Annotated in this window: 21 protein-coding genes; 17 read left to right on the top strand and 4 right to left on the bottom strand. The window is 72.5% G+C overall.

The window, feature by feature from the left end; translation table 11 throughout:
* Nucleotides 1–32 precede the first annotated feature (32 nt).
* The 3 genes from LRS07_RS21410 to LRS07_RS21400 all read left to right on the top strand — a co-directional run bounded on the left by LRS07_RS21410 (nt 33) and on the right by LRS07_RS21400 (nt 5434).
* On the top strand, nt 33–1094 hold the full coding sequence (locus LRS07_RS21410) for a GGDEF domain-containing protein (RefSeq protein ID WP_260499931.1): 1062 nt from the start codon (nt 33–35) through the stop codon (nt 1092–1094).
* 137 nt (nt 1095–1231) lie between these two features.
* Nucleotides 1232–2326 (top strand): efflux RND transporter periplasmic adaptor subunit, encoded by a 1095-nt coding sequence (locus tag LRS07_RS21405; RefSeq protein ID WP_260499930.1) that lies wholly within the window; start codon nt 1232–1234, stop codon nt 2324–2326.
* A gap of 18 nt (nt 2327–2344) precedes the next feature.
* Nucleotides 2345–5434, top strand: a complete 3090-nt coding sequence (locus LRS07_RS21400; RefSeq protein ID WP_260499929.1) for an efflux RND transporter permease subunit — start codon at nt 2345–2347, stop codon at nt 5432–5434.
* On the opposite strand, the gene LRS07_RS21395 is transcribed toward LRS07_RS21400, so the two are convergent.
* The gene (locus tag LRS07_RS21395) at nt 5407–6939 is read right to left on the bottom strand and encodes a cryptochrome/photolyase family protein (protein ID WP_260499928.1); all 1533 of its coding nucleotides are present in this window, start codon (nt 6937–6939) and stop codon (nt 5407–5409) included. The genes LRS07_RS21400 and LRS07_RS21395 overlap by 28 nt on opposite strands.
* Nucleotides 6940–7012: 73 nt before the next feature.
* Between LRS07_RS21395 and LRS07_RS21390 the strand changes: the two genes are divergently transcribed.
* From LRS07_RS21390 to LRS07_RS21365, 6 genes are all read left to right on the top strand, one after another.
* Nucleotides 7013–7594, top strand: a complete 582-nt coding sequence (locus LRS07_RS21390; protein ID WP_260499927.1) for a YqgE/AlgH family protein — start codon at nt 7013–7015, stop codon at nt 7592–7594.
* Nucleotides 7595–7603: 9 nt separating this feature from the next.
* Nucleotides 7604–7990, top strand: coding sequence for a Holliday junction resolvase RuvX (ruvX, locus tag LRS07_RS21385; protein WP_260499926.1), 387 nt, complete (start codon nt 7604–7606; stop codon nt 7988–7990).
* Nucleotides 7991–8093: 103 nt separating this feature from the next.
* Complete coding sequence (gene pyrR, locus LRS07_RS21380; RefSeq protein ID WP_260499925.1) at nt 8094–8597, top strand: bifunctional pyr operon transcriptional regulator/uracil phosphoribosyltransferase PyrR; 504 nt, start codon at nt 8094–8096, stop codon at nt 8595–8597.
* On the top strand, nt 8597–9559 hold the full coding sequence (locus LRS07_RS21375) for an aspartate carbamoyltransferase catalytic subunit (protein WP_260499924.1): 963 nt from the start codon (nt 8597–8599) through the stop codon (nt 9557–9559). Before pyrR ends, LRS07_RS21375 begins: the two co-directional genes overlap by 1 nt.
* A gap of 6 nt (nt 9560–9565) precedes the next feature.
* Nucleotides 9566–10876 carry a dihydroorotase gene (locus tag LRS07_RS21370; RefSeq protein ID WP_260499923.1) on the top strand — a complete coding sequence of 437 codons (1311 nt, stop codon included), beginning with the start codon at nt 9566–9568 and terminating at the stop codon, nt 10874–10876.
* A gap of 14 nt (nt 10877–10890) precedes the next feature.
* Nucleotides 10891–11637, top strand: a complete 747-nt coding sequence (locus LRS07_RS21365; protein WP_260502195.1) for a lysophospholipid acyltransferase family protein — start codon at nt 10891–10893, stop codon at nt 11635–11637.
* Here the strand turns inward: LRS07_RS21365 and gpmA are convergent.
* The gene (gene gpmA, locus LRS07_RS21360; RefSeq protein WP_260499922.1) at nt 11634–12377 is read right to left on the bottom strand and encodes a 2,3-diphosphoglycerate-dependent phosphoglycerate mutase; all 744 of its coding nucleotides are present in this window, start codon (nt 12375–12377) and stop codon (nt 11634–11636) included. The two genes, LRS07_RS21365 and gpmA, sit on opposite strands and share 4 nt — an antisense overlap.
* Before the next feature lie 151 nt (nt 12378–12528).
* Here gpmA and LRS07_RS21355 point away from each other — a divergent pair, with 151 nt between their 5' ends.
* The 4 genes from LRS07_RS21355 to LRS07_RS21340 all read left to right on the top strand — a co-directional run bounded on the left by LRS07_RS21355 (nt 12529) and on the right by LRS07_RS21340 (nt 14929).
* The gene (locus LRS07_RS21355) at nt 12529–12909 is read left to right on the top strand and encodes a rhodanese-like domain-containing protein (protein WP_260502194.1); all 381 of its coding nucleotides are present in this window, start codon (nt 12529–12531) and stop codon (nt 12907–12909) included.
* A gap of 86 nt (nt 12910–12995) precedes the next feature.
* Nucleotides 12996–13253, top strand: a complete 258-nt coding sequence (gene grxC, locus LRS07_RS21350) for a glutaredoxin 3 (RefSeq protein WP_260499921.1) — start codon at nt 12996–12998, stop codon at nt 13251–13253.
* Between the two features lie 91 nt (nt 13254–13344).
* Complete coding sequence (secB, locus tag LRS07_RS21345) at nt 13345–13806, top strand: protein-export chaperone SecB (protein WP_260499920.1); 462 nt, start codon at nt 13345–13347, stop codon at nt 13804–13806.
* Nucleotides 13807–13948: 142 nt separating this feature from the next.
* Complete coding sequence (locus LRS07_RS21340; protein ID WP_260499919.1) at nt 13949–14929, top strand: NAD(P)H-dependent glycerol-3-phosphate dehydrogenase; 981 nt, start codon at nt 13949–13951, stop codon at nt 14927–14929.
* 94 nt (nt 14930–15023) lie between these two features.
* On the opposite strand, the gene LRS07_RS21335 is transcribed toward LRS07_RS21340, so the two are convergent.
* Nucleotides 15024–15497 carry a tRNA (cytidine(34)-2'-O)-methyltransferase gene (locus LRS07_RS21335; RefSeq protein WP_260499918.1) on the bottom strand — a complete coding sequence of 158 codons (474 nt, stop codon included), beginning with the start codon at nt 15495–15497 and terminating at the stop codon, nt 15024–15026.
* 124 nt (nt 15498–15621) lie between these two features.
* Between LRS07_RS21335 and LRS07_RS21330 the strand changes: the two genes are divergently transcribed.
* Nucleotides 15622–16761: an ABC transporter substrate-binding protein gene (locus LRS07_RS21330; RefSeq protein ID WP_260499917.1), complete on the top strand. Its 1140-nt coding sequence runs from the start codon at nt 15622–15624 to the stop codon at nt 16759–16761.
* Nucleotides 16762–16789: 28 nt separating this feature from the next.
* Here the strand turns inward: LRS07_RS21330 and LRS07_RS21325 are convergent, their stop codons facing one another.
* Nucleotides 16790–17494 carry a ComF family protein gene (locus LRS07_RS21325; RefSeq protein WP_260499916.1) on the bottom strand — a complete coding sequence of 235 codons (705 nt, stop codon included), beginning with the start codon at nt 17492–17494 and terminating at the stop codon, nt 16790–16792.
* 62 nt (nt 17495–17556) lie between these two features.
* Between LRS07_RS21325 and LRS07_RS21320 the strand changes: the two genes are divergently transcribed.
* The 3 genes from LRS07_RS21320 to ctaD all read left to right on the top strand — a co-directional run bounded on the left by LRS07_RS21320 (nt 17557) and on the right by ctaD (nt 21521).
* Nucleotides 17557–18504, top strand: a complete 948-nt coding sequence (locus tag LRS07_RS21320; RefSeq protein ID WP_260499915.1) for a methyltransferase domain-containing protein — start codon at nt 17557–17559, stop codon at nt 18502–18504.
* Between the two features lie 209 nt (nt 18505–18713).
* Entirely contained in the window at nt 18714–19871 is a 1158-nt protein-coding gene (coxB, locus tag LRS07_RS21315; protein WP_260499914.1) for a cytochrome c oxidase subunit II, read from the top strand.
* Between the two features lie 27 nt (nt 19872–19898).
* Nucleotides 19899–21521 (top strand): cytochrome c oxidase subunit I, encoded by a 1623-nt coding sequence (gene ctaD, locus LRS07_RS21310; RefSeq protein WP_260499913.1) that lies wholly within the window; start codon nt 19899–19901, stop codon nt 21519–21521.
* Nucleotides 21522–21531: the final 10 nt, after the last annotated feature.

The following is a 21531-nucleotide window of genomic DNA, read 5'->3' as shown; positions in this document are numbered from 1 at the left end:
CCCGACGCTGGTCTGGTGCCACGACCGCGACCATGCCGCAGCTTGTCGAACACCTGGCGGAACTGACCGGATTCCGCGACCGTGATGTGTTGGACGTCACCCTGGTCGGCGCGCTGCGCGATCTTCTGCAGCCGCAGACGGTCGCCGTCTACCGGCTGGTGGAGGACGGCGCCGGCCAGCGCTGGATCACCCGGGCCCGGCTGAGCCAGACCGAGCTGGTGGCCGTCGCCGATTCCGCCTGGACCGAACTGGACCGGCTGCCCCGCCTCGACGAGCACCCCCGCCGCCGCGACTGCCTGCGTCACCAGCAGGTGCTGGTCGAATCGCGCGGCGAGACGGTGCGCACCTGCTTTCCGCTCGACACCGACCGCGAGGTCGTCGGCGTGCTGGAGATCGACAGCACCGGTCCGCTGGGCGACGAGCAGCGCCGCTTGGTCACCGCCATCCTGCGCATCTACCGCAACTTCCAGGGGCTGCTGGACTACAGCGAGCGCGACACCCTGACCGGCCTGCTCAACCGCAAGACCTTCGACGAGACCTTCCTGAAGACGGCCACGGCCGGCGTCGCACCGTCCGCCGACGCGCTGCACCCGGCGCCCGAGCGCCGGCGCGACGCCGCGCCGGGCTGGTGGCTGGCGGTGGTGGACATCGACCACTTCAAGCGCGTCAACGACAACCACGGCCACCTCATCGGCGACGAGGTGCTGCTGCTGCTGTCGCGGCTGATGCGCAGCTGCTTCCGTTTCCACGACCGGCTCTACCGCTTCGGCGGCGAGGAGTTCGTCGTGCTGCTGCGCTGCCACGGCGAGGACGAAGCGGCGCAGGCGCTGGAGCGGCTGCGGGGGCGCCACCGAGGCCTATCCCTTCCCGCAGGTCGGCCGCATCACGGTCAGCGTCGGTTTCACCCCGGTGCGCCCTGGCGACACCCCGTCGGCGGCCTTCGAGCGGGCCGACAAGGCGGTGTACTGGGCCAAGGGCCACGGCCGCAACCAGGTCTGCAGCCACCGCCACCTGGTGAATGCCGGTGCCGTCGAGGACGACGCCGGCAAGACGGGCGACGTCGAGCTGTTCTGAGCTGCTCCCGCCGTCCATGACCGCGCTTGCCCGGGACGGCACGGCCCGGCCCCGCGGGGTGCCGCCACGCGACTTCGCTAGCATCCGGCGGTTTCGCCTGCCCGCGGGCCTGGCCTGCCGCCCCATGTCGCCTTTCCTTCGTTGCGCGCTGCGCAGGATGCTTCCGCTGTTGCTCGGTCCGGGCCTGTGCACCGTCGCGCTGTGCGCACCGGCTGCCGCGCCGCAGCGCGTGGCGCTGACCGTCACCACCGTTCAGCCGCAGGTCGCGCCGTGGCCGCTGCGCCTGCCGGCCAGCGGTGACGTCGCCGCCTGGCAGGAGGCGGTGGTCGGACCCGAGGTCAGCGGCCTGCGCGTGGCCGAGCTGCGCGCCGACGTCGGCGACCGCGTGCGCCGCGGCCAGGTGCTGGCCCGGCTGGACGCGCAGACGGTGCAGACCGAGCTGGCACAGACCCGGGCCGCGCTGACGGAGGCCGAGGCCACGCTGGCCGAGGCGCAGGCCAACGCCGACCGCGCCCGCGCGCTGCAGGGCAGCGGCGCCCTGAGCCCGCAGCAAATCGCGCAGTACCTGGCGGCCGAGCAGTCGGGCCGGGCCCGCCTGGCCTCGGCGCAGGCGCGGGTGCGGGCCGACGAATTGCGCCTGGCGCGCACCGAGGTGCGGGCGCCGGACGACGGCATCGTCGCCACGCGCAGCGCCACGGTGGGCGCCATCTCGCAGCCGGGGCAGGAGCTGTTCCGCCTCATCCGCCGCGGCCGGCTGGAATGGCGGGCCGAACTGCCGGCGGCCGACCTCGGCCGGCTCAAGCCCGGCGTGCCGGCGCGCATCGGCCTGCCGTCGGGCCAGGTGGTCGAAGGCCGGGTGCGGCAGCTGGCGCCCACGGTGGACGTGGCGTCGCGCAACGGCCGCGTCTACGTCGACCTGCCGCCCACCGCCGAGGCCCGGCCGGGCCTGTTCGTGCGCGGCGAGTTCGACCTCGGACAGCAGACCGCGCTGACGCTGCCGCAGTCGGCGGTGCTGCTGCGCGAGGGCTTCGCGTATGTCTTCGTGCTCGGCGACGACCAGCGCGTGCGCCAGACCAAGGTCAGCATCGGTCGCCGCGAAGGCGAGCGGGTGGAGGTCACCGGCGGCCTGACCGCCCAGGCCCAGGTGGTCGAGCGCGGCGTCGGCTTCCTGGCCGACGGCGACCCGGTGCGCCGGGTCGCCGCGCCGGCCGCCGCGGCATCGGCGCCGGCCTCGTCGCCGGCGACGCGCTGAACGCGCACGAGGGTCGCCATGGCCACCTTCAACGTCTCGTCCTGGTCGATCCGCAACCCGATCCCGTCGGTGCTGCTGTTCATCCTGCTCACGCTGGCCGGCCTGATGGCCTTCCGCCAGATGAAGGTGCAGAACTTCCCCGACATCGAGCTGCCCTCGGTCACCGTCACCGCGGCGCTGCCCGGCGCCTCGCCGTCGCAGCTGGAGACCGAGGTCGCGCGCAAGCTCGAGAACTCCATCGCCACGCTGCAGGGCGTCAAGCACATCTACACCATCGTGCAGGACGGCGCGACCACGATCACGGTGGAGTTCCGGCTCGAGAAGCCGGTGCAGGAGGCGGTGGACGACGTGCGCGACGCGGTGGCCCGCGTGCGCGCCGACCTGCCGGCCGACCTGCGCGATCCGGTGATCCAGCGCGTCAACATCTCCGGCCTGCCCATCCTCACCTACACGGTGGCCGCCGACCGGCTGGACGAGGAGGCGCTGTCCTGGTTCGTCGACAACACCGTGGCCAAGGCCATGCTCAGCGTGCCGGGGGTCGGTGCGGTGGGCCGCGTCGGCGGCGTCACCCGCGAGGTGCGGGTGGCGCTGGACCCGGTGCGGCTGCTGGCGCTGAACGCCAGCGCGGCCGACGTCTCGCGCCAGCTGCGCCTGTCGCAGCAGGAGGCCGCCGGCGGCCGCATGGACCTGGGTGGTGCCGAGCAGTCGGTGCGCACCATCGCTACGGTGCAGACGGCCGAGGAGCTGGGCCGCATGGAGATCGCGCTGCGCGACGGCCGCCGCATCCGGCTCGACCAGGTGGCCACGGTGCAGGACACCGTGGCCGAGCCGCGCTCGGCCGCGCTGCTGGACGGCCGGCCGGTGGTGGGCTTCGAGATCAGCCGCGCCCGCGGCGCCGGCGAGGTCGACGTGGCCGAGCGCGTGCGCGCCGCGGTGGAGGGGCTGCGCCAGAAGCACCCGGACGTGCGCTTCGACGAGGCCTTCAACTTCGTCGACCCGGTGCAGGAGAACTTCGACGGCTCGATGAAGCTGATGTACGAGGGCGCCCTGCTCGCCGTCATCGTCGTCTGGTTCTTCCTGCGCGACTGGCGCGCCACGCTGGTGTCGGCGACCGCGCTGCCGCTGTCGGTGATCCCGGCCTTCGCCGGCATGGCGCTGCTGGGCTTCTCGATCAACGTGGTGACGCTGCTGTCGCTGTCGCTGGTGGTGGGCATCCTGGTCGACGACGCCATCGTCGAGATCGAGAACATCGTGCGCCACCTGCGCATGGGCAAGACGCCGTACCAGGCGGCGATGGAGGCGGCCGACGAGATCGGCCTGGCGGTGATCGCCACCACCTTCACGCTGATCGCGGTCTTCCTGCCCACCGCCTTCATGAGCGGCGTCGCGGGCAAGTTCTTCGTGCAGTTCGGCTGGACGGCGTCGATCGCGGTCTTCGCCTCGCTGGTCGTCGCCCGGCTGCTGACGCCGATGATGGCCGCCTACCTGCTGCGGCCCCTCGTGCGGCCGCACCGGGACGGGCCGGTGATGGCCCGCTACCTCGGCTGGGTGCGGGCCTGCCTGCGCCACCGCGTGCTCACCGTGCTGGCCACCACGGTGTTCTTCGTCGGCTCCTTCGCGCTGGTGCCGCTGCTGCCCACCGGCTTCATCCCGCCCGACGACCTGTCGCAGACGCAGGTGACGCTGTCGCTGCCGCCGGGCAGCACGCTGCGCGAGAGCGTGGCCACCGCCGAGGCGGCGCGCGCCATCGTGCAGCGCAACCCCCATGTGCGGCTGGTCTACACCGCGGTGGGCGGCGGCACGGCGGGCGGCGACCCCTTCGCGCCGCGCGGCGCGGCCGAGGTGCGCAGGTCGACGCTGACCATCAACCTCACGCCGCGCGGCGAACGCGGCGGCGTCAGCAAGCAGGCCATCGAGAACGAGCTGCGCGAGGCGCTGCAGGCGCTGCCGGGCACCCGGGTCAGCGTCGGCCTGGCCGGCGGCGGCGAGAAGTACATCCTCATCCTCGCCGGCGAGGACGGCGCCGCGCTGGCCGCGCACGCCACGAAGGTGGAGCAGGACCTGCGCACGCTGCAGGGCCTGGGCGGCGTCACCTCCACCGCCAGCCTGGTGCGGCCGGAGCTCATCGTGCGGCCGGACCCGGTGCGCGCCGCCGAGCTGGGCGTCACCGCGTCGGCCATCGCCGAGACGCTGCGCATCGCCACCGCCGGCGACTACGAGCAGGGCCTGGCCAAGCTCAACCTGTCGCAGCGGCAGGTGCCGATCATGGTGCGGCTGCCCGACGCCGCGCGGCAGGACCTGTCGCTGCTGGAGCGGCTGTCGGTGCCCGGCGCGCGCGGCCCGGTGCCGCTGTCCAGCGTGGCCACGCTGTCGCTGGACAGCGGCCCGGCGGTGATCAACCGCTACGACCGGCAGCGCAACATCAACTTCGAGATCGCGCTCGGCGGCCGCGCGCTGGGCGATGTCGAGCGCGAGGCGCTGGCGCTGCCCAGCCTGCGCGAGCTGCCGCCGGGCGTGATGCAGACCACGGTGGGCGACGCCGAGGCGATGGCCGAGCTGTTCCAGAGCTTCACCCTCGCCATGGGCGCCGGCGTGCTGTGCATCTACATCGTGCTGGTGCTGCTGTTCAAGGACTTCGTGCAGCCGGTGACCATCCTCGCCGCGCTGGTGCTGTCGGTGCCCGGCGCCTTCCTGGCGCTGGCCATCACCCGCTCGGCCATCTCCATGCCGTCGATGATCGGGCTGATCATGCTGATGGGCATCGCCACCAAGAACTCCATCCTGCTGGTGGAGTACGCCATCGTGGCGCGGCGCGACCGCGGCCTGAATCGCCTGGACGCGCTGCTCGACGCCTGCCACAAGCGCGCCCGGCCGATCGTGATGACGACCATCGCCATGGGCGCCGGCATGCTGCCGATCGCGATCGGCCTGGGCGTGGACCCGAGCTTCCGCGCGCCGATGGCCATCGTGGTGATCGGCGGGCTCATCACCTCCACCTTCCTCAGCCTGCTGGTCATCCCGGTGGTCTTCACCTACGTCGACGACGTGGTGCAGGGGCTGCAGCGGCTGGTTCGGCGGGCTCAGCCGCGGGCTCGGGCGGCGGCGTAGCGGGCCAGCGTCTTGTCGCGCGCCACGTCGTGGTCGACGATCGGCGGCGGGTAGTCGCGGCCGAGCTCGAGACCGGCCGCGGCCATGTCCACCGGCCGGGCCGACCACGGCGCGTGGATCAGGTCGTCGGGCAGGGCGGCCAGCTCGGGCACGTAGCGGCGGATGAAGCGGCCCTCGGTGTCGAACTTCCGACTCTGGCTGACCGGGTTGAAGATGCGGAAGTAGGGTTGCGCGTCGCAGCCGGTGGAGGCGGCCCACTGCCAGTTGCCGTTGTTGCTGGCCAGGTCGAAGTCGTTCAGGTGGTCGGCGAAGAAGGCCTCGCCGCGCCGCCAGTCGATGCCAAGGTGCTTGATGAGGAAGCTGGCCGCCACCATGCGCAGCCGGTTGTGCATGAAGCCGGTCTGGGCGAGTTGCCGCATCGCCGCATCGACGATGGGGTAGCCGGTGCGGCCGTTGCACCAGGCGGCGAACAGCACCTCGGCGTGCTTGCCGTGCTCGAACTTCAGCGCCTCGTACTCGCGGCGGAAAGGGTGACCGACGACGTGCGGATGGTGGTGCAGCACCTGCGCGAAGAAGTCGCGCCAGGTCAGCTCCGACAGCCACACCTGCGCGCCCTGCGACCCGTGCTGCGCGCGCTCGGCGGCGAAGCGCGCCAGCCGCCGCACCGACACCGTGCCGAAGCGCAGGTGCACGCCGAGGTAGCTCGGCCCCTTGACGGCGGGGAAGTCGCGGGTGGCGTGGTAGTCGTCCAGCCGCGACTCGAAGTCGTCCCACAGCGCGGCGGCACCGTTGGCGCCGGAGGGCAGCTTCAACTCGTGCAGGTTGGTGGGCTCAAAGCCGAGGGCCGCCAGCGACGGCACCGGGCCGGCCGGCGCGCCCCTCGGCGACAGCGGCAGCGCGGCCAGCGTGTCGTCGTCGGGTTTCGGCGCCAGGGCGCCGGCATGCCGCGCCACCGGGTAGCTGGACAGGTAGAAGCCGTTCAGCGTCTTCAGCCAGCAGTTCTTGTACGGCGTGTAGACGCTGTAGGGCGTGCCGCCGGCGGTCATCACCTCGTCGCGCTCGAACACGAGGTGGTCCTTCACCGTGTGCAGCACGACGCCGCGGTCGGCCAGCGCGCCGCGCACGGCGCCGTCGCGGTCGTGCGAGTAGGGCTCGTCGTCGTGGGCGGCGAACACCGCCTGCACGTGCAGCGCCTCGGCCAGCACCGGCAGCGCCTGGCGCGCCGGGCCGTGCACCACCACCAGCCCCGCATTCGCCACGCCGTGGTCCTCGCCCAGCCGGCGCAACTCGCCGTCCAGCTCGAGCAGGCTGTCGCGGATGAACTCGACGCGGCGGTCCGCCGCCAGGCCGCGGTCGAGCAGCGGCTGCAGGATCTCGGTGTCGAAGACGAAGCCGCACAGCACCTGCCGCGCCTGGCGCAGGGCGTGGTGCAGCGCCGCGTTGTCGTCGGTGCGCAGGTCGCGGCGGAACCAGACCAGCGCGCGGTCGTAGGGCTTGTCGTGCATGGCTCACCGAGTGTGGCGCAAGGTCACCGGGCCGACGGGCCGCCGGCCGAACCCGCAGGACTAAACTGGGCCCATGGCGAGCAGCGGCATCGATCTGACCCACCAGTTCCTCATCGCCATGCCCGGCATGGCCGACGAGAACTTCGCCGGGGCGTTGGTCTACCTGTGCGAGCACTCCGACAAGGGCGCGCTCGGCCTGGTGGTCAACAAGCCGGTGGACATCACCCTGCGCCACCTGTTCGAGAAGGTGGAGCTGAGCCTGGACCGGCCGGACCTGGCCGAGCAGCCGGTGTTCTTCGGCGGGCCGGTGCAGACCGAGCGCGGCTTCGTGCTGCACGAGCGCCTGGGCGGCGACGGCGGCCATTACAGCTCCACGCTCAGCATCGCCGGCGGCGAGCTGGAGATGACCACCAGCAAGGACGTGCTGGAGGCGCTGGCCGGCGGCGCCGGACCGCGCCGCTTCCTGGTGACGCTGGGCTACAGCGGCTGGGGCGCCGGCCAGCTGGAGGAGGAGATCGGCCGCAACGGCTGGCTCACCGTCGGCGCCGAGCCGTCCATCCTCTTCGACACCCCGCCGGCCGAGCGCTACGACCGGGCGCTGGCCCTGCTGGGCGTCGACCCGCGCATGCTGTCGATGGACGCGGGCCACGCCTAGCCCAGGCCAGTGCCCGCCCCCCGGCAGTTCCTCGCCTTCGACTACGGCACCAAACGTGTCGGCGTGGCGGCCGGCAACGACCTGCTGAAGCAGGCCAGCCCGCTGCGGACCGTGGCGGCCGACGGCGAGCGGCGCTTCGAGGCCATCGCCGGGCTGATCGCCGAGTGGCGCCCCGACGCGCTGGTGGTCGGCGTGCCGTTCCACCCCGACGGCGCCGAGCACGACAATACGCGCCGCGCGCGGCGCTTCGCCCGCCAGCTGCACGGCCGCTTCCGGCTGCCGGTGCACGAGGTGGACGAGCGCTGGACCACCACCGAGGCCGAGTCGCTCGGCGCGCGCGATGCCGACGCGGCGGCGGCGGCCCTGATCCTCGACCAGTTCCTGCGCACCCTATGAGCCACCCTCTGGAATCCCGCGGGCCGAGCGCCGGGCCGCTCCCAAGCCGGCCCGCCATCCCCTCAAGGGATCGGCCGACGTACCCGACGGACGAGGGGCGGACATGTTGACGCTTGACGCCGAAGCGCTGTACGGCGAGCTGCTTGCCGGCGTGCGGCCGCTGCTGCGCGCCGACACCTCCCTCGTCGGCATCTGGTCCGGCGGCGCCTGGCTGGCCGAACGGCTGCACGCCGACCTCGCCCTGCCCGGCAAGCCCGGTGTGCTGTCCAGCGCGCTGCACCGCGACGACTTCGGCCAGCGCGGCCTGTCGGGCGCCGGCGACCGCACGTCGCTGCCCTTCGAGGTCGACGGCCGGCACCTGCTGCTGGTCGACGACGTGCTCTACACCGGCCGCACCATCCGCGCGGCGCTGAACGAGCTGTTCGACTTCGGCCGCCCGGCCAGTGTCGGCCTGGCGGTGCTGGTCGACCGCGGCGGCCGCGAGCTGCCGATCGAGCCGGCGGTGGCGGCCGCGCGCATGGCGCTGCCCGCCGGCCAGCGGCTGTCGCTGGCCCGCGAGGCCGGCCGCTTCACCTTCTCCATCGACCCGGAACAGGCCCGCACCTGATGCTGTCCCGTCGCAACCCGCAGCTCAACCCGCACGGCGAACTGGTCCACCTGCTGTCCATCGAGGGCCTGCCGCGCGACGTCATCCACCACATCCTGGACACCGCCAGCACCTTCGTCTCGGTCAACGACCGCGAGGTGAAGAAGGTGCCGCTGCTGCGCGGCAAGAGCGTGTTCAACCTGTTCTTCGAGAACAGCACCCGCACCCGCACCACCTTCGAGATCGCGGCCAAGCGGCTGTCCGCCGACGTGCTGAACCTCGACATCGCGCGCTCGTCCACCGCCAAGGGCGAGAGCCTGGTCGACACCATCGCCAACCTGTCGGCCATGCACGCCGACATGTTCGTCGTGCGCCACGGCGAATCGGGTGCGCCCTACCTCATCGCCCAGCACTGCCCGAAGCACGTGCACGTGGTCAACGCCGGCGACGGCCGCCACGCGCACCCCACGCAGGGGCTGCTGGACATGTACACCATCCGGCACTTCAAGCGCGACTTCAGCGGCCTGACGGTGGCCATCGTCGGCGACATCGTGCACTCCCGGGTGGCGCGCTCGGACATCCATGCGCTGTCCATCCTCGGCGTGCCGGAGATCCGCGCGGTGGGCCCGAAGACGCTGGTGCCCGACGACCTGGCGGCCATGGGCGTGAAGGTCTGCCGCGACATGCGCGAGGGCGTGCGCGACGCCGACGTGATCATCATGCTGCGGCTGCAGAACGAGCGCATGAGCGGCGCCATGCTCCCGTCGGCCGGCGAGTTCTTCAAGCACTACGGCCTGACCGAGGACAAGCTGGCGCTGGCCAGGCCCGACGCCATCGTCATGCACCCCGGCCCGATCAACCGCGGCGTGGAGATCGACTCCGCCGTGGCCGACGGCCGCCACAGCGTGATCCTGCCGCAGGTGACCTTCGGCATCGCGGTGCGCATGGCGGTGATGTCCATCATCGCGGGCAACGAAGCCTAGCTTGACATGAAGATCCTCATCACCAACGGCCGCGTCATCGACCCGGCCTCGGGGTACGACGAGGTGGCCGACGTGGCCATCGCCAACGGCCGCATCCTGACGCTGGGCGACGTGCCGTCCGATTTCGAGCCCGACCGGCGCGTGGACGCCCGCGGCCTGGTCGTCGCGCCCGGGCTGGTCGACCTCGCCGCGCGGCTGCGCGAGCCGGGCCACGAGCACGAGGGTATGCTGGAAAGCGAGCTCGAGGCCGCGGCCGCCGGCGGCGTGACCAGCCTGGTCTGCCTGCCCGACACGGAGCCCACGCTGGACGAGCCGGGCCTGGTCGAGATGCTCAAGCTGCGCGCGCGCAAGCTGTCGCGCTGCCGCCTCTTCCCGCTGGGGGCGCTGACCCGCGGCCTGGCCGGCGAGGTGCTGACCGAGATGGCCGAGCTGACCGAGGCCGGCTGCATCGGCTTCTCCCAGGCCGAGGTGCCCCTGCGCGACACCCAGGTGCTGCAGCGCGCGCTGCAGTACGCCGCCACCTTCGGCTACACGGTGTGGCTGCGGCCGCAGGACCCCTGGCTGGGCAAGGGCGTGGCGGCCAGCGGCGCCATCGCCACCCGGCTGGGCCTGTCCGGCGTGCCGGTGAGCGCCGAGACCATCGCGCTGCAGACGCTGTTCGAGTTGATGCGCTCCACCGGCGCCCGCGTGCACCTGTGCCGCCTGTCCAGCGCCCGCGGCGTGGCGCTGGTGCGCGCGGCCAAGGCCGAGGGGCTGAAGCTGACCGCCGACGTCAGCATCAACTCGCTGCACCTGACCGACGTCGACATCGGTTTCTTCAACGCCGCCATGCGCCTGAACCCGCCGCTGCGGCAGGTGGCCGACCGCGACGCGCTGCGCGCCGCGCTGGCCGACGGCACCGTCGACGCGCTGGTCTCCGACCACACGCCGGTGGACAGCGACGAGAAGACGCTGCCCTTCGGCGAGGCCGAGCCCGGCGCCACCGGGCTGGAGCTGCTGTTGTCGCTGGCGCTGAAGTGGGGCGCCGACAGCGGCCTCACGCTCGCGCAGTCGCTGGCGCGGGTGACCAGCGAGCCGGTGCGGGTCCTCGGCGACGCGCTGGGCTCGCTGGCCTCCAGCGCGGGGCGGCTGGTCGAGGGCGGGGTGGCCGACCTCTGCCTCTTCGACCCCGACGCCACCTGGACGGTGCAGCCCGGCACGCTGCGCAGCCAGGGCAAGCACACGCCCTTCGCCTTCGACGCCACCGGCATGGCGCTGCCCGGCCGGGTCAAGGCCACGCTGGTCGCCGGCGGCTTCGCCTGGCAGGCCGACGACTGAGCCGGCGCTTGGCCCTGCGGCCGCTTCGGGCCATCGCCCGGCTGATGGTGACCACCGGCCATGTGCTGCGCGGGCTGGCCATCGTCGCCCTGCGCTTTCCGCGGCTGGACGCCGCGGGCCGTCAGCGCGAGATCCGGCAATGGGCGCGGGCGGTGCTCGCCGGCCTCGGCGTCGCGCTGGACGTGCAGGGCACGCCGCACGCGGGACCGGTGCTGCTGGTGGCCAACCACGTCTCCTGGCTCGACATCCTGGCCGTGCACGCCAGCTGCCCGCAGGCGCGCTTCGTCTCCAAGGCCGACGTGCGGCACTGGCCGCTGGTCGGCCGGCTGGTGGTGGCCGCCGGCACGCTGTTCATCGAACGCGAGAAGCGCCGCGACGCATTGCGCGTGGTGCACCAGATGGCCCAGGCGCTGCAGGCCGGCGACACGGTGGCCGTCTTCCCCGAAGGCACCACCGGCGAGGGCCGCGGGCTGCTGCCCTTCCACGCCAACCTGCTGCAGGCGGCGCTGTCGGCCCAGGCGCCGGTGCAGCCGCTGGTGCTGCGCTTCGCCGACGCGTCGGCCTCGCCCAGCCCGGCCGCGGCCTACGTCGGCGACACCAGCCTCGTGCAGAGCCTGTGGTGGATCGCGAACGCCCGCGGCCTCGTCGTGCGGGTGCGCTGGCTGCCGGTGCAGGCACCCGGCGCCGGCGACCGCCGCGCGCTGGCGGAGGGCCTGCGCGACACCATGGGCCGGGCGCTGGCGGCCCTGGACCCGGTCTAGGCCTTGCCCTGGCTGGCCACCGCCGCAGCGGCCTTGGCCGCCGCCTCGGCGTCGCCGAGGTAGTAGCTCTTGATCGGCTTCAGGTCGGCGTCCAGTTCGTAGACCAGCGGGATGCCGTTGGGGATGTTGACGCCGACGATCTCGGCGTCGCCGATGTTGTCGAGGTACTTCACCAGCGCGCGGATGCTGTTGCCGTGGGCGGCGATGACGATGCGCTGGCCGGCCCGGACCTTCGGCGCGATGGCCTCGTTCCAGAAGGGCAGCACCCGGGCCACCGTGTCCTTCAGGCACTCGGTCAGCGGGATGTCCTCGGGCTTGAGCGACGCGTAGCGGAGGTCCTGGCGCTGGCCGCGCGGGTCGTCGGCGTCGAGCGCCGGCGGCGGCGTGTCGTAGCTGCGGCGCCAGATCAGCACCTGCTCGTCGCCGTACTGCTTGGCCATGTCGGCCTTGTTCAGGCCCTGCAGCGCACCGTAGTGGCGCTCGTTCAGCCGCCAGTCCTTGACCACCGGCAGCCAGGTGCGGTCCATCGTGTCCAGGCAGTGCCACAGCGTCCAGATGGCGCGCTTGAGCACGGAGGTGTAGGCGACGTCGAACTCGATGCCCGCGTCCTTGAGCAGCTGGCCGGCCTGTTGGGCCTGCAGCACGCCGGTGTCGGTGAGCGGCACGTCGGTCCAGCCGGTGAAGCGGTTCTCCAGGTTCCAGGTCGATTCGCCGTGGCGGATGAGGACGAGCTTGTGCATGGGCCGATGGGGTCTGGTGGGGGTCGAGGCAGGGCTCGACAAGGGGGGGCGAATTCTATAATTCGACGTTTTTCGCCTCCTCGGTTGCTGCCGACCCCTTCCCGTGCTCGCCTACCTGATCGACCAGTGGTACCTCGTCCTCGCCGCGCTGATGTCCGGCGGCCTGCTGGCGTGGCCGGCGCTGGCGCGTCTGCAGGGGGCGGGCGGCGTGTCGCCGCAGCAGGCGGTGATGATGATCAACCGCGAGAAGGCGGTGCTGATCGACATCAGCGAGCCGGCCGAGTACGCCGCCGGCCACCCGCTCGGCGCGCGCAACATCCCGCTGGCGCAGCTGGCCGCCGGCGCCAAGGGCCTGCCGACCAACAAGGCGCAGCCGGTGGTGGTGGTCTGCGCCACCGGGGGCCGGGCGTCGCGCGGCGCCGCCGCGCTGAAGGCGCTGGGCCATGAGAAGGTGCATTCGCTGGCCGGTGGCCTGCAGGCCTGGCGCGAGGCCAACCTGCCGGTCGAGAAGCTGACGCCGAAGGGCGCCTGACCGGCTCGAGAAGGGCGGCGGATCCGCCGCCGGCGGGCGGAGCCCGGACCCCGGCAAGGGGATCGGGCGCACGGGAAAATCGGGCCATGAACCCCGTCCGCATGTACACCACGCAGGTCTGCCCCTACTGCATCCGCGCCAAGCAGCTGCTCAAGCAGCGCGGCGTGGAGCAGATCGAGGAGATCCGCATCGACCTCGACCCTGGGCAGCGCCAGGCCATGATGGCGGCCACCGGTCGCCGCACCGTGCCGCAGATCTTCATCGGCGACACCCACGTGGGCGGCTGCGACGACCTGATCGCCCTCGACCAGCGCGGCGGCCTGCTGCCCTTGCTCGGCGCCTGACATTTCGCGGGGCCGTCGCAGGCCCATAATCCGCGCCACCGGCCCGCAGCCCTTCGGCATGCGGGCGTTTTTTCGAGACAAGGCAAGCCCCATGGCCGAGCAAGACGCGACCCCCGTGTTCCAGATCCAGCGCATGTACCTGAAGGACCTGTCGCTGGAGCAGCCCAATTCGCCGCAGATCCTGCTCGAGCAGCAGCAGCCGCAGGTCGACATCAACCTCGGGCTGTCCGCCGAGCCGGTGGCCGAGGGCGTGTACGAGGTCTGCGTCACCGCCACGGTGACCACCCGGGTGGGCGACCGCACGGTGTTCCTCATCGAGGCCAAGCAGGCCGGCATCTTCGAGATCCGCAACCTGCCGCAGGACCAGCTCGAAGCCATCATCGGCATTGCCTGCCCGCAGATGGTCTACCCGTACCTGCGCGCCATCGTCTCCGACGTCTGCACCCGTGCCGGCTTCCCGCCGGTGCTGCTGACCGAGGTCAACTTCCAGGCCATGTTCGACGCGCAGCGCCAGCAGCAGCAGGGCGCCAACGGCGCCACGGCCAACGCCTGACGAAGATGTGGGCCCCCGGCCGTCTGGCGGCCGCCCCCCGCGGGGGCACCCGACACGACCGGGAGACCCGGATCGTGCCGGGCCCGCTTGACGAGACCGCTGCCCCTGGTCGCCTGCGGCGACCTGTCCCCACGGGGTCGTCATGAAGATCGCCATCCTCGGCGCCGGCGCCTGGGGCACCGCGCTGGCGGTGCAGGCGGCGCGGCGGCACGAGGTGCGGCTGTGGGCGCGTGACGCGGCGCAGGCCGCGGCGCTGCGCGCCGAGCGCCGCAACACGCGCTACCTGCCCGAGGTGGCGCTGCCGGCCGAACTGCTGATCGAGGCGTCGCTGCCCGCCGCGCTGGACCATGCCGGCGACGACGGCCTGACCGTCATCGCCTCGCCGATGGCCGGGCTGGAGGCGCTGCTGGCGGCGGTGCCGGCCGGCCATCCCGTGCTGTGGCTGTGCAAGGGCTTCCAGGCCGGCAGCGGCCGGCTCGGCCATGAGATCGCGCAGGCGCTGGAGCGGCCACGCAGCGGCGTGCTGTCCGGCCCCAGCTTCGCGCTGGAGGTGGCGCGCGGCCAGCCCACCGCGCTGGTCGCGGCCAGCCGCGACGCCGAGGTTGCGGCGCTCGGCGTCGCCGCCTTCCATGCCGAGGCGCTGCGCGTCTACACCTCCACCGACCCGGTGGGCGTGGAGGTGGGCGGTGCGGTGAAGAACGTGCTGGCCATCGCCACCGGCATCGCCGACGGCCTGGGCCTGGGGCTCAACGCCCGCGCCGCGCTCATCACCCGGGGCCTGGCCGAGATGGCCCGGCTGGGCCAGGCGCTGGGCGCGCGCACCGACACCTTCATGGGCCTGTCCGGCCTCGGCGATCTGGTGCTCACCGCCACCGGCGAGCTGTCGCGCAACCGCCGCGTCGGCCTGCTGCTCGCCGAGGGCCGGGCGCTGGCCGACATCCTCGCCTCGCTGGGGCATGTGGCCGAAGGCGTGGCCACTGCCCCGGTGGTGCTCGCCCGCGCGCAGCAGGCCGGTGTGGAGATGCCGATCACGCAGGCGGTGGTCGCCGTGCTGCAGGGCCGGCTGGCCGCCGCGGACGCCGTGCGCGCGCTGCTGTCGCGGGACGCGCGGCCTGAGGCCTGAGGCCCGCGTTCGCACGGTTTGCAGCCCGTGGGCCGCGCAGGCCCACGGGCTGCACCGCGAAGAGCCCCCACGGGCTGCACCACAAGAACCGGACTCACGCCCCTCCAGCGTACCCCTGCTGTCGCCACGCCTCGAACACCGCCACCGCCACCGCGTTGCTGAGGTTGAGGCTGCGCTGGCCGGGCCGCATCGGCAGGCGCAGGCGCCGCTCCGGCGGGAAGAAGCCGTCGCGCACGTCGTCGGGCAGGCCGCGGCTTTCGCTGCCGAAGACGAAGGCGTCGCCGGGCGCGAAGGCCACCTCGCCGAAAGGCCGGCTGCCGCGGGTGGTGAAGGCGTAGCAGCGCTCGGGGTCGACCTCGCCGCTGGCCAGCAGGGCGGCCCAGTCGGCGTGCCGGCGCACCGTCGCGTACTCGTGGTAGTCGAGCCCGGCGCGGCGCAGCGCCTTGTCGTCCATGTCGAAGCCCAGCGGCTCCACCAGGTGCAGCGCGCAGCCGGTGTTGGCGGCCAGCCGGATGACGTTGCCGGTGTTGGGCGGGATCTCGGGGGCGACGAGCACGATGCGGAACATCGGCGCATTGTCCGGTCAGGCCCTGCAGGAATGCGCACCCCGCGACGCCGGCCGAGGGCCCGGCCCCTTCCGCCGTGGCGCTCGCGCGCGTAGGCTCGCGCGTCGTTGTGGCGAGGGCATGGTCATGGTCAGGAATCTGGGTGTGCGCAAGGCGGCATGGCGGCTCGCGGGCTGGCTGGTGTTGTGGGCGGGCAGCGGGTCCGCCGCCATGGCGCAGGAACTGGTGGTGGCCGAGCTCGGCACCTACGCCCGCCAGCAGTCGATGCAGTCGACGTTCTACCTGGCCGGCGTGCAGGCGGCCTTCGAACAGGCCAACCGGGCAGGCGGCGTCAACGGCCGTCGGGTGGTGCTGGCCCGTGCGCCCGAGCCGGTGGAGCCGGCGCAGGCCGCCGCCGAACTGAAGCGGGTACTGGCCGAGCACAAGCCGGTGGCGCTGGTGGGCTTCCTCGGCGACGGCAGCGTGCGTGCGCTGGCGGCCGGCGGGCTGGAGCGCGAGCGCATCGCGCTGGTCGGCGCGCAGAACGCCGACGACGAGCTCGACTCGCCGGCGGTGTTCCGCACCCGCGCCGGCCTGGCCGAGGAACTGGCCAAGGTCTGCCAGCAGCTCGGCACCATCGGCCTGACGCGGCTGGCCAGCTTCACCGAGGAAGGCCCGCAGGGTGAGCGCAGCGTGCGGCTGCTGCAGGAGCTGCCGGCCTGCAAGGGCCTGACGCTGGTGGCGCGCACCAGCCAACCGGCCGGCAAGGTCCACGCCCCCGGTGCGGTGGAGGCGCTGCTCAAGGCCGCACCGCAGGCGGTGATCATCGTCAGCAGCCCTGCGGCGGCGGCCGGCCTGATCGAGAACTACCGGCTCGAGGGCGGCGGCGCGACCCTGTTCGCCAGCAGCAGCGTGGACGTGGAGCGGCTGGCCATGCGGCTGGGCGAGCAGTACCTGCGCGGCGTGTCCATCGCGCAGGTGGTGCCCAGCCCCTACCGCATCGCCAACCGGCTGACCAAGGACTTCGTCGACGCCCGCGCACTGTTGAAGGACCCGCCGCCGGTGAGCTACACCATGATGGAGGGCTACGTCACCGGCCGCGTGCTGCTGGCGGGCCTGCGCAAGGCGGGCAACGCGCCCAGCCGGGACACGGTGCTGGCGGCCCTCGACGCGCTCGAGCCGCAGGACCTGGGCGGCTACCAGGTGGCCTATGGCCGCGGCAACCGCCGCGGCGCGCGCTTCGTCGAGCTGACCATCGTCGACGCCGGCGGACGGGTGCGCCAGTAGCGGCGGCCGTCGCCGCGTCCATCGCCGGTCAATCGGTGCCGGGCGGTGCGTCCGGCGTGCGCGCCAGCGCCCACAGCCGCACCTCGGCGGCACCGGCGCGCAGCAACGCCTCGGCCGCCGCGTCGGCGGTGGCGCCGGTGGTGGTGACGTCGTCGACCAAGGCCAACCGACGGCCCTGCACCCGGTGCGCCAGCCGCGGCTCCACCAGGAAGGCGTCGCGCAGGTTGCGCTGCCGTTCGGTGCGGGAGAGCGTCGTCTGCGCGGCGGTGTCCCGGGTGCGCAGCAGGGCGGCCGGCAGCGCGGGCAGGTCCAGCCGACGGGCGAGGTGGCGCGCCAGTTCCCAGGCCTGGTTGTAGCCGCGCTCGCGCAGGCGCCGCGGCGACAGCGGCACCGGGACCAACAGATCGGGCAGGCGGGCACCGGCCGGCAGCGCGGCGTGCAGCAGTCCGGCCAGCGCCGGCGCCAGGTCGAGCCGGTGCTGGAACTTCAGCCCGGTGATCAGTCCGTCCAGCGGCGGCGCGTAGTCCAGCGCCACCACCGTGCCGGCCAGCCGCGGCGGCTGGCGCAGGCAGGCGCCGCAGGCGTCGGCCGACAGGCCGAGCGGGCGGGCGCAACGCCGGCAGCGCGGCCGCGGCGGCGCGAAGCGCTCGCCGCACGGGCCGCACAGCCGCGACCGGCACCAGGACCGGCAGAGCGCGCAGCGGCCCGGCCAGCCCGCGGCCCAGGCTCGCACCGTCCGCGCGCCAGGGCTCGACGTCGGCGAAGGCCAGGCCATGGCTCAATATACTGAGCCGGATGCCCGCCGCGATGCCGTCGTCCAGCCCGCGCGAGATCGACCCCTTGGCGCTGCGGCACATCCTGCGGCGGCTGCAGCGGGCCCCGGGCCCGCCCTGGCTGCACGACGAGGTGGCCTCGCGGCTGGCGGAACGGCTGGCGGTGGTCCGGCTGCGGCCGGCGGTGGTGCTCGACTGGGGGGCGGCGCTGGGCGCCAGCGCCGGACGGCTGCGGCAGGTCTATCCCGCCGCGGCCATCACCGCGGTGGAAAGCGAGGCGGCGGCCGCGCCGGCCGCCGCCCCGGCGGCGTCGGGACCGCTGCGCTGGCTGCAGCGCTTCCGCCCCGCCGCGCCGCGACCGCTCGCCGCCGCCGAGGTGCCGGCCGGCGCGGCCCAACTGGTGTGGTCGAACATGCTGCTGCAGCGTGTCGCCGACCCGCCGCCGCTGATGGCCGGCTGGCTGCGCGCGCTGGCCGTGGACGGCTTCCTCATGTTCTCCACCCTGGGTCCCGGCACGCTGGACGACCTGCGCGAGGTCTACCGCGATGCCGGCTGGGGGCCGCCGATGGCCGAATTCGTCGACATGCACGACCTCGGCGACATGCTGGTCCATGCCGGCTTCGCCGACCCGGTGATGGACCAGGAGGTGCTGACGCTGCACTGGGCCGATGCCGACGCCGCCCTGGCCGAGCTGCGGGCGCTCGGCGGCAATGCGCACCCGGCGCGCCTGGCCGGGCTGCGGACGCCACGCTGGCGCGACCGGCTGCGCGCGGCGCTGGCCGCGCGCGCGGACGCCGCGGGCCGCATCGCGCTGCGCTTCGAGGTGGTCTACGGCCACGCGGTGAAGCCGCCGCCACGTCCGGCGGTGGCGCCGAGCACCGCGGTCTCGCTCGACGACATGCGGGCCATGGTGCGACGTCCCCGAGGTGGCACTCAGGGATCCTCCGGAGGAGCGGAGGGCTTGGGCTAAAATCGATCGGTTGACCTGGGTCGCGCCGCCCGGTCCCCCCGATCCTTCCAGTCCTTGCCGCCGCTGCCCCGTGCGCTCCCCCGCGTCTTCCGCTGCCTGCCCTGCGCCGTCGCATCGCGCGCGGTGGGCCGCGACGCGGCGTCACGCTCGCCAGCGGCCCCCCATTCGAATCAACTGACGTGACGACGATGACGACGATGACGACGCACATGGCACGGCTCGCAGGCCGGGCGCTGGCCGGCGCGGCCACGATCGCCGCCTCGACGGCGGCCCTGGCGGTCGGCGACCTGCCGGGCGGTCCGGCGGTCAACCAGATCGACCTTCACCCGCCGGTCACGCGCATCGCGGCGGAGCAGCAGTGGCTGCACAACATGATGCTGGTCCTCTGCCTGGTGATCTTCATCGCCGTGTTCGCGGTGATGTTCTATTCCATCATCAAGCACCGCAAGAGCAAGGGCGCCAAGTCGGCCAACTTCCACGAGAGCGTGAAGGTCGAGATCGCCTGGACGGTGGTGCCCTTCCTCATCGTCATCGGCATGGCGCTGCCGGCCACCAAGGCGGTGGTGGCGATGAAGGACACCACCAACGCCGACCTCACCGTCAAGGTCACCGGCTACCAGTGGAAGTGGGGCTACGACTACCTGAAGGGCGAGGGCGAGGGCATCGGCTTCCTGTCCACGCTGGACTTCAACCAGCGCGCGGCGTCCGACGCCGGCCAGCCCACCGGTGACGACTACCTGCTCAAGGTCGACAACCCGCTGGTGGTGCCGGTGAACAAGAAGGTGCGCATCGTCACCACGGCCAACGACGTCATCCACTCCTGGACGGTGCCGGCCTTCGGCGTCAAGCAGGACGCCATCCCCGGCTTCGTGCGCGACACCTGGTTCCGCGCCGAGAAGACCGGCCTGTACTACGGCCAGTGCGTGGAGCTGTGCGGCAAGGAGCACGCGTACATGCCGATCCAGGTCAAGGTGGTGACGCAGGACGAGTACACCGCCTGGGTCGCCGACCGCAAGAAGGCGCTGGCCGCGCAGGCCGACGATCCGAACAAGCAGTGGACGCAGGCCGACCTCATCGCCCGCGGCGAGAAGGTCTACGCCGCGAACTGCGCGGCCTGCCACCGGCCCGACGGCAAGGGCGCCGGTCCGATCAAGGCGCTGGACGGCTCGGCCATCGTGCTCGATGCCGACCACGGCAAGCAGATCGCCATCCTGCTCAACGGCGCCGCCGGCGGTGCCATGCCGGCGTGGAAGGGCAAGCTCAGCGAGACCGAGATCGCCGCGGTGGCGACCTACACCAAGAACAGCTGGTCCAACAAGACCGGGCAACTGGTGCAGCCGGCCGAAGTGGTTGCGGCCAGCAAGTAAACGGCGACAGCGTCAAAAGGAAAGACCATGAGTGCAGTTCTGGACCACCCCGGCGTCCACCACGGCCACGACGAACACCACGACCACCCGCACGGTTGGCGGCGCTGGGTCTTCGCCACCAACCACAAGGACATCGGCACGCTGTACCTGCTGTTCAGCTTCGCCATGCTGATGGTCGGCGGCGTGCTGGCGCTGGGCATCCGGCTGGAGCTGTTCCAACCCGGGCTGCAGTTCGTCAACCCGCAGCTGTTCAACCAGTTCACGACCATGCACGGTCTGATCATGGTGTTCGGCGCCATCATGCCGGCCTTCGTCGGCTTCGCGAACTGGATGGTCCCGCTGCAGATCGGGGCCTCCGACATGGCGTTCGCGCGCATGAACAACTTCAGCTTCTGGCTGCTGATCCCGGCGGCCATCATGCTGGTGGGTTCGTTCTTCATGCCGGGCGGTGCGCCGGCGGCGGGCTGGACGCTGTACGCCCCGCTGACCTACCAGATGGGTCCGTCGATGGACGCCGGCATCTTCGCGATGCACATCATGGGCGCCAGCTCCATCATGGGCTCGATCAACATCATCGTCACCATCCTGAACATGCGCGCGCCGGGCATGACGCTGATGAAGATGCCGCTGTTCTGCTGGACCTGGCTGATCACCGCCTACCTGCTGATCGCGGTGATGCCGGTGCTGGCCGGCGCCATCACGATGACGCTGACCGACCGCCACTTCGGCACCGCCTTCTTCAACCCGGCGGCCGGCGGCGACCCGGTGATGTACCAGCACATCTTCTGGTTCTTCGGCCACCCCGAGGTCTACATCATGATCCTGCCCGCGTTCGGGATCGTGAGCGCCATCGTGCCGGCCTTCGCCCGCAAGCGGCTGTTCGGCTACACCTCGATGGTCTACGCCACCGCGTCGATCGCCATCCTGTCCTTCATCGTGTGGGCGCACCACATGTTCACCACCGGCATGCCGGTGACCGGACAGCTGTTCTTCATGTACGCGACGATGCTGATCGCGGTGCCGACGGGCGTGAAGATCTTCAACTGGGTGGCCACCATGTGGCGCGGCTCGATGACGTTCGAGACGCCGATGCTGTTCGCCGTCGGCTTCATCTTCGTCTTCACCATGGGCGGCTTCACCGGGCTGATCCTGTCCATGGCGCCGATCGACATCCAGCTGCAGGACACCTACTACGTGGTGGCGCACTTCCACTACGTGCTGGTGGCGGGCTCGCTGTATGCGCTGTTCGCCGGCGTGTACTACTGGGCGCCGAAGTGGACCGGCGTGATGTACAGCGAGACCCGCGGCAAGATCCACTTCTGGTGGTCGCTGATCTCGTTCAACGTCACCTTCTTCCCGATGCACTTCCTCGGCCTGGCCGGCATGCCGCGCCGCTACGCCGACTACCCGATGCAGTTCGCCGACTTCAACGCGCTGGCGTCGGTGGGTGCCTTCGCCTTCGGCCTGGCCCAGGTGTACTTCTTCTTCTTCATCGTCGTGCCGATGATGCGCGGCCAGGGCGAGCCGGCGCCGCAGAAGCCGTGGGAAGGTGCCGAGGGCCTGGAGTGGGAAGTGCCGTCGCCGGCCCCCTTCCACACCTTCGAGAACCCGCCCAAGCTGGACCCGACGGCCACCCGCATCGTCGGCTGAGCCCGACGCC

This window comes from Aquabacterium sp. J223 (assembly GCF_024666615.1).
Classification (GTDB): Bacteria; Pseudomonadota; Gammaproteobacteria; order Burkholderiales; family Burkholderiaceae_C; genus J223.
The sequence above is the reverse complement of the archived record's forward strand: the minus strand, read 5'-3'. Positions and strand labels throughout refer to the sequence as shown.

Coding starts and splice junctions, on each gene's coding strand:
- LRS07_RS21375 (WP_260499924.1), top strand. CDS start 8,597: ATGCTGTCCCGTCGCAACCCGCAGCTCAACCCGCACGGCGAACTGGTC.
- LRS07_RS21400 (WP_260499929.1), top strand. CDS start 2,345: ATGGCCACCTTCAACGTCTCGTCCTGGTCGATCCGCAACCCGATCCCG.
- LRS07_RS21410 (WP_260499931.1), top strand. CDS start 33: ATGCCGCAGCTTGTCGAACACCTGGCGGAACTGACCGGATTCCGCGAC.
- LRS07_RS21390 (WP_260499927.1), top strand. CDS start 7,013: ATGGCGAGCAGCGGCATCGATCTGACCCACCAGTTCCTCATCGCCATG.
- LRS07_RS21335 (WP_260499918.1), bottom strand. CDS start 15,497: ATGTTCCGCATCGTGCTCGTCGCCCCCGAGATCCCGCCCAACACCGGC.
- LRS07_RS21320 (WP_260499915.1), top strand. CDS start 17,557: ATGCCCGCCGCGATGCCGTCGTCCAGCCCGCGCGAGATCGACCCCTTG.
- LRS07_RS21355 (WP_260502194.1), top strand. CDS start 12,529: ATGTCCGGCGGCCTGCTGGCGTGGCCGGCGCTGGCGCGTCTGCAGGGG.
- LRS07_RS21330 (WP_260499917.1), top strand. CDS start 15,622: ATGGTCAGGAATCTGGGTGTGCGCAAGGCGGCATGGCGGCTCGCGGGC.
- grxC (WP_260499921.1), top strand. CDS start 12,996: ATGAACCCCGTCCGCATGTACACCACGCAGGTCTGCCCCTACTGCATC.
- LRS07_RS21340 (WP_260499919.1), top strand. CDS start 13,949: ATGAAGATCGCCATCCTCGGCGCCGGCGCCTGGGGCACCGCGCTGGCG.
- secB (WP_260499920.1), top strand. CDS start 13,345: ATGGCCGAGCAAGACGCGACCCCCGTGTTCCAGATCCAGCGCATGTAC.
- LRS07_RS21395 (WP_260499928.1), bottom strand. CDS start 6,939: ATGCACGACAAGCCCTACGACCGCGCGCTGGTCTGGTTCCGCCGCGAC.
- pyrR (WP_260499925.1), top strand. CDS start 8,094: ATGTTGACGCTTGACGCCGAAGCGCTGTACGGCGAGCTGCTTGCCGGC.
- LRS07_RS21405 (WP_260499930.1), top strand. CDS start 1,232: ATGCTTCCGCTGTTGCTCGGTCCGGGCCTGTGCACCGTCGCGCTGTGC.
- coxB (WP_260499914.1), top strand. CDS start 18,714: ATGGCACGGCTCGCAGGCCGGGCGCTGGCCGGCGCGGCCACGATCGCC.
- gpmA (WP_260499922.1), bottom strand. CDS start 12,377: ATGCACAAGCTCGTCCTCATCCGCCACGGCGAATCGACCTGGAACCTG.
- ctaD (WP_260499913.1), top strand. CDS start 19,899: ATGAGTGCAGTTCTGGACCACCCCGGCGTCCACCACGGCCACGACGAA.
- LRS07_RS21370 (WP_260499923.1), top strand. CDS start 9,566: ATGAAGATCCTCATCACCAACGGCCGCGTCATCGACCCGGCCTCGGGG.